The following is a 5,508-nucleotide window of genomic DNA, read 5'->3' as shown; positions in this document are numbered from 1 at the left end:
GCTACGCCGTATCGCTTGCTCCATCTGACACTCCTTCTCTTCATCGAAAAAGTGTCAACCTAATTCAGGACGGGTCAAACATAACAAAAAGGCCCTCAATGCTGAGAGCCTTTTGCTTTGTGGTGCCCGAGGCCGGAAATCAATTTTATTTAAAATCAATGAGTTAAATTTGTTTTTCGTAAAAAATGGGAATGGCCAAAAAAATTTAAAAAATATCGTGTGATGCTTCGAGAATTTGTAGTTATTTCGAAACAAGTATACGCCGCAATTAAATACAGCAATGAGGATTTAATTGTCTCGTTAGTTCAAGGTAAGACTCTCCACATAACTATTGGCTCTACGACGCGCTCGTATCAATATTGTGCCAACCAGTTTCCAATAAATCCAAAATCGATGGTGTGATGAACACCTTTACGATTTTCCGTTGCTTGTAAAATGCGCGCGATTGTTTTCTTGTCGCAGCGCCGGGATAGGCCCTCCGAATCAGTAATTGCGCGCGATATTGCATCGGTTCTGCCGCGTCAATTTGAAGCGATTAGCTGTAGATACGAAAATAAAGTGCCGCTCGGGAAAACGGTAACCTTGGTAATTTTTTTGGAAATTGTCCGGAAACCATTGCGGTATAAGGCTTTGCAGGTTTCTACGAAAGGTAACTTAGGGGTAACTTTAAGGTAATCTGGTTACCATAGTGGAAGGTAATATAGATAAAAATAATAATTATAAATATCAGAGACTTAGCGTGTGGTTACCTTTTGAGTTACCAAAGATTACCCTTTAAAGGTAACTACCTAATCCTATATAAATCAGGCACTTGCAAACGGAAAATAGGGTAAGTTACCAAAGTTACCTTTTTCCCTGGGGCAAACCAAAATTTGGTTTTATTTTCATACCCGCCATATTTCCCTCCGATTTTTGCTTCTTCAGTACCGACATCTAGTGTCGATTCCTTACATCATGCTTGCATAAGGTGCTGATGTCGGAAATTTATTGTTGTGATGCAATAAGTGATATTAGGATAAGATTGGTTTCTGTTTGGAAATAATGAATTCTGCGGCACTGCCGAATGATGGCTGCGCGTTCTAGCGAATAGGAATTGCGCGTGCCCGAGGGAGTTGATTTACAACATTGCTTCGACGTGGGTATCTCTTAGAGGTACCCACGTCTTTTTATGCCTGAAATAAAGGTCTGTCATGGCAGGAACGGGAAATACGGATGCGCTACCTATGATGTCGGTTACAACCAGGCATGTTGAAGCCATGAAGTACCGCCACTTGATGTCTTGCTGGTGGGATTCTTTTGCAGACATGAACAATCTATTTAGGCAAATTTTTGCCGGTCTGGTCATCGCGCTGACGATGATATGTGTGCATCAATTTGCGCGTGCTGCCGATCCAACTAGCGGCTGGGTTGATACTGGTGGTAATGCGAATGGTCCGTTTCCATCTGGTCAGGCCGTTTGCGATGCGCTTTCCGCCGTGTGGACTAGCTACGCTGATGGTCGTTATCACTCCAATATTCCGCCTTCTGCGACTTACCAGGCTAGCGGTTGGTGTTTTAGTGATCGGCAGGGTGTGTCTTACGCCTGGCCCGCTACCAATGGACCTGCTGCGCCTCCGGACTCCTCTTGCAAACCAGAGCTGAACAATCCGAACAGCTGCCAATACAATTCTGGCACCGCGCAAAACGACAAGAATGTAGGCAAGCCCGCTTGCACTGCCTGCCCCTGTCCTCCTCCAGTCGAGGATGGTAACCCGATCAATCATGGTAATGGCAACAAACGGCAACTAGAATTGGACTATCTGAGTGCCGTAGGCTATGGTGTGCAATTGCAGCGAACCTACAACGCTCGGAGCATTCGCAATGGTCGTTACGGTGCGCGCTGGAGCAGCAACTACGAACGGATGGTGTGGACTAATAGTGTCTACCTCAAGACCACTGCCGGCATCCAGCGCGAAGATGGCAAGATTCTGACATTCACCTTGTCGAGCGGTGTGTATCTTCCGGAAGCCGATGTAACCGACAGCCTGACACGCTTAGCCGATGGTGCAGGTAACACTTCGGGTTGGCAATACCGGGTAGCCGCCGATCAATCGCTAGAAAACTATGACACCGCCGGCAAACTGCTGAGTATCACCAGTCGTGAAGGCTGGGTGCAAACGCTGAGTTATTCCGATACGACTACACCAGCGACGGTTGCACCGCAGCCAGGGTTGTTGTTGCGCGTCGTCGATCAATTTGGCCGTCAGCTAAATTTCACGTATGACAGCAGTAGTCGCGTAATCCAAATGACAGATCCGACTGGCAAGACGGTTGGCTACATCTACGATAACAATAACAATCTCACTAGCGTGACCTATCAGGATGGCAAGACCCGCAGTTATGTCTATAACGAACCGGCCTACACCGCCGGCGCGAATCTACCGACTGCATTGACCGGCATCGTTGACGAAAACAATGTGCGCTATGCCACGTTCAACTACGACAGTACTGGCAAAGCAATCTCCACCGAGCATGCCGGTGGCGTGGAAAAATACAGTATCGGCTACACGCAACCGGGGAGCCAAAGTACTGTTACCGATCCCTTGGGAACCGTCCGCACCTACGCATTTCAAACCTTGCTCAATACGATTAAGAGTACCGGCCAAAACCAGCCCGGGGGCGCCGGTTGCGGCGCAGCGTCATCGGCCGTCACGTATGACGCCAACGGCAACGTCGCAACGCGAACCGATTTCAACGGCGTCGTCACGACCTACAGCTACGATCTGACACGTAACCTTGAAACCAGCCGAGTAGAAGGATCGGGTACAGCACAAGCTAGGACGATCACGACCGTCTGGCATGCGACCTATCGCTTGCCTTTGCAGATTGCAGAACCGAAGCTGTTGACGACCTATACCTACGACACGTCCGGCAACCTGTTGAGCAAGACAGTGCAAGCCACCAGCGATGCTACCGGCGCGCAAGGCTTGTCGCCAGCGTTGGTCGGCGCTGTGCGCATCTGGAGCTACACCTACAACGCTGTCGGTCAGGTATTGACTGCTACCGGTCCCAGAACTGATGTGGCGGACAAGACCACCTATACCTACGACAGCAGCGGCAACCTGAGCACAATCACGAACGCCGTCGGTCAAGTCACGACTTTGTCGAACTACGACGCCAATGGCCGGGTAGGGCTGATCACCGACACCAATGGCACCACGACGGCATTGACCTATAGTCCGCGTGGCTGGTTGACCGGCAAGACGATGACGTCTGGCGGTACGGTGGAAGCCACTACGTATGGCTACGATGGCGTCGGCCAGTTGACCCTAGTCACGCTGCCGGATACCTCGACGATCAACTACACCTACGATCCGGCCCACCGTTTGACCAATATCGCCGACAGCCTCGGCAACAGCATCGCCTATACCCTGGACAACATGGGCAACCGGATCAATGAGCAGGTCAAAGATCCAAGCGGCGCCTTGGCGCGTCAGACCAGTCGTGTGGTAGATGCCTTAAATCGATTACAACAAATCACTGGGGCATTGCAATGAGTGGTGACGTACGAAATAGCAACGGCCATATGCGATTGATACAGTGGCGTACTGCCCATATTTTTAACCGGTGTTTTCAAAATTCATTTTCTGTTATAGCGCTGGAAAAAACGAATTCCCTTTACGACTGTATGCGACGATATTTGAATTTCGTTGTTGTCAGTGTTTGTATAGCAATCCCGATGCTGCTGGCTCATCATGCTAGTTACGCCGCTCCAAATTGGGCCAGAGCGTACAATCCACCTTTCTATTCATCCGCTACGGCGGGATGTGTAGCGTGGGCTGAGTTCCGTTCTTCAGTTTCTGTTCCTGTTACAGATGATTGGGGCAATCCATCTACTTTTGATCATTTCACGATCCTGTATATCAACAATAATCCTTCCGGGGACAATACTACATATGGGTACTGCTATGCTCAACGCGATTCGGTCGGCTATGTAAGTTTAAATAATTACGGTGACACGGTTTGTGGATCCGGTACTTCATATAATGCGGCAACAGGTGGTTGTGAGACTCCCGCTGACCCGTCCTGCAAATCAGAAGCGAGCAACCCAGGCAACTGTTTGTACGATCAAAGCAGGGCTCCGGCCGCTAAGAAAATGGGAATGCCCGCTTACTGCCCAAAAGGCAATCCAATTGATCATGGCACCGGCAACAAACTGCAGTTTGAATCAGACTATCAAGGTAGTGGCAGTGTTGGCTTAAGGTTACAACGGACCTATAACGGCAGCAGCATACGCAATGGCCGTTACGGTGCTCGCTGGAATAGTAGTTATGAACGGATGGTCATGACCAATGTCTATCCGAATCATGCCGGCGTGATACGTAGCGACGGAAAAACCCTGGACTTCTTTTTAAGTAATGGCGGCTATAAGCCGGACGGCGACGTCACTGACAGGCTGACGCGCCAAGTCGACAGTGCTGGCAATACGATGGGGTGGCAATACTTGGTCGCAGCCGATCAATCGCTGGAAACTTATGATGCGGGAGGCAAATTGCTCAGCATCACCAGTCGCGAGGGCCTGATTCAAACGTTGAATTACTCGGGTGCCAATACTGCGACCACGATAGCACCGCAGGCAGGATTGTTGATCCGGGTAACCGACTCGTTTGGCCATCAACTCAATTTTGTCTACGACAGCAGCAGTCGTGTTACACAGATGACTGACCCGGCAGGCGGTACCACGGCGTACAGCTACGACAGCGTCAATCGCTTGAACACAGTGACCTACCCGGACGGCAAGAGCCGTACCTATGTCTATAACGAATCCGCCTACACGGGTGGTGCAGATCTGCCGACAGCGCTGACCGGAATCATCGACGAGAACGGCAGCCGCTTTGCTATCTTCAACTACGACAGTACTGGCAAGGCAATTTCGACGGAACATGCTGGTGGTGTCGAGAAATACAGCGTCGCGTACACTCAACCCAATACGCAAAGCACAGTGACCGATCCATTGGGCAGTGTGCGGACGTACACGTTCCAGACGGTCCTCAACACGCTCCGCAATACCGGCGTATCGCAGCCCGGTGGTGCGGGTTGCAGCGTTGCGGCCGGTAATCTGACGTACGACGCCAACGGCAACGTCGCCACCAGCACCGACTTCAACGGCAGCATCACCACGTATAGCTACGATCTGACGCGTAATCTGGAAACCAGCCGGGTCGAAGCTTCGGGGACGGCACAAGCCAGGACGATCACGACTGCTTGGCACGCGACCTATCGTCTGCCATTGACGATTGCCGAGCCGAAGCTGCTAACCACTTATGCGTACGATGCGTCAGGCAATCTGTTGAACAAGACAGTTCAAGCGACCAGCGATGCGACCGGTGCCCAAGGCTTCTCGCCAACGTTGGTCGGCACTTCTCGTGTCTGGAGCTACACCTACAACAATGTCGGTCAAGTATTGACTGCCACCGGTCCCAGAACTGACGTGGTCGATACCACCACCTATACCTACGACACCTCTGG

The 5,508-nt window shown here is 50.8% G+C and carries 2 protein-coding genes; both read left to right on the top strand.

From position 1 onward, the window contains the following. The first annotated feature begins 1,256 nt into the window (after positions 1-1,256). Positions 1,257-3,536 (top strand): DUF6531 domain-containing protein, encoded by a 2,280-nt coding sequence (locus AC07RZ_RS23960; protein ID WP_494669849.1) that lies wholly within the window; start codon positions 1,257-1,259, stop codon positions 3,534-3,536. Next, a partial coding sequence (locus AC07RZ_RS23955) for a DUF6531 domain-containing protein (protein ID WP_494669848.1) occupies positions 3,533-5,508 on the top strand: 1,976 nt, incomplete at its 3' end. The genes AC07RZ_RS23960 and AC07RZ_RS23955, both read left to right, overlap by 4 nt.

This window comes from Collimonas sp. GW821-FHT07E08 (assembly GCF_059418905.1).
Note: the sequence above shows the minus strand (reverse complement) of the source record. Positions and strands in the feature narration are given on the sequence as shown.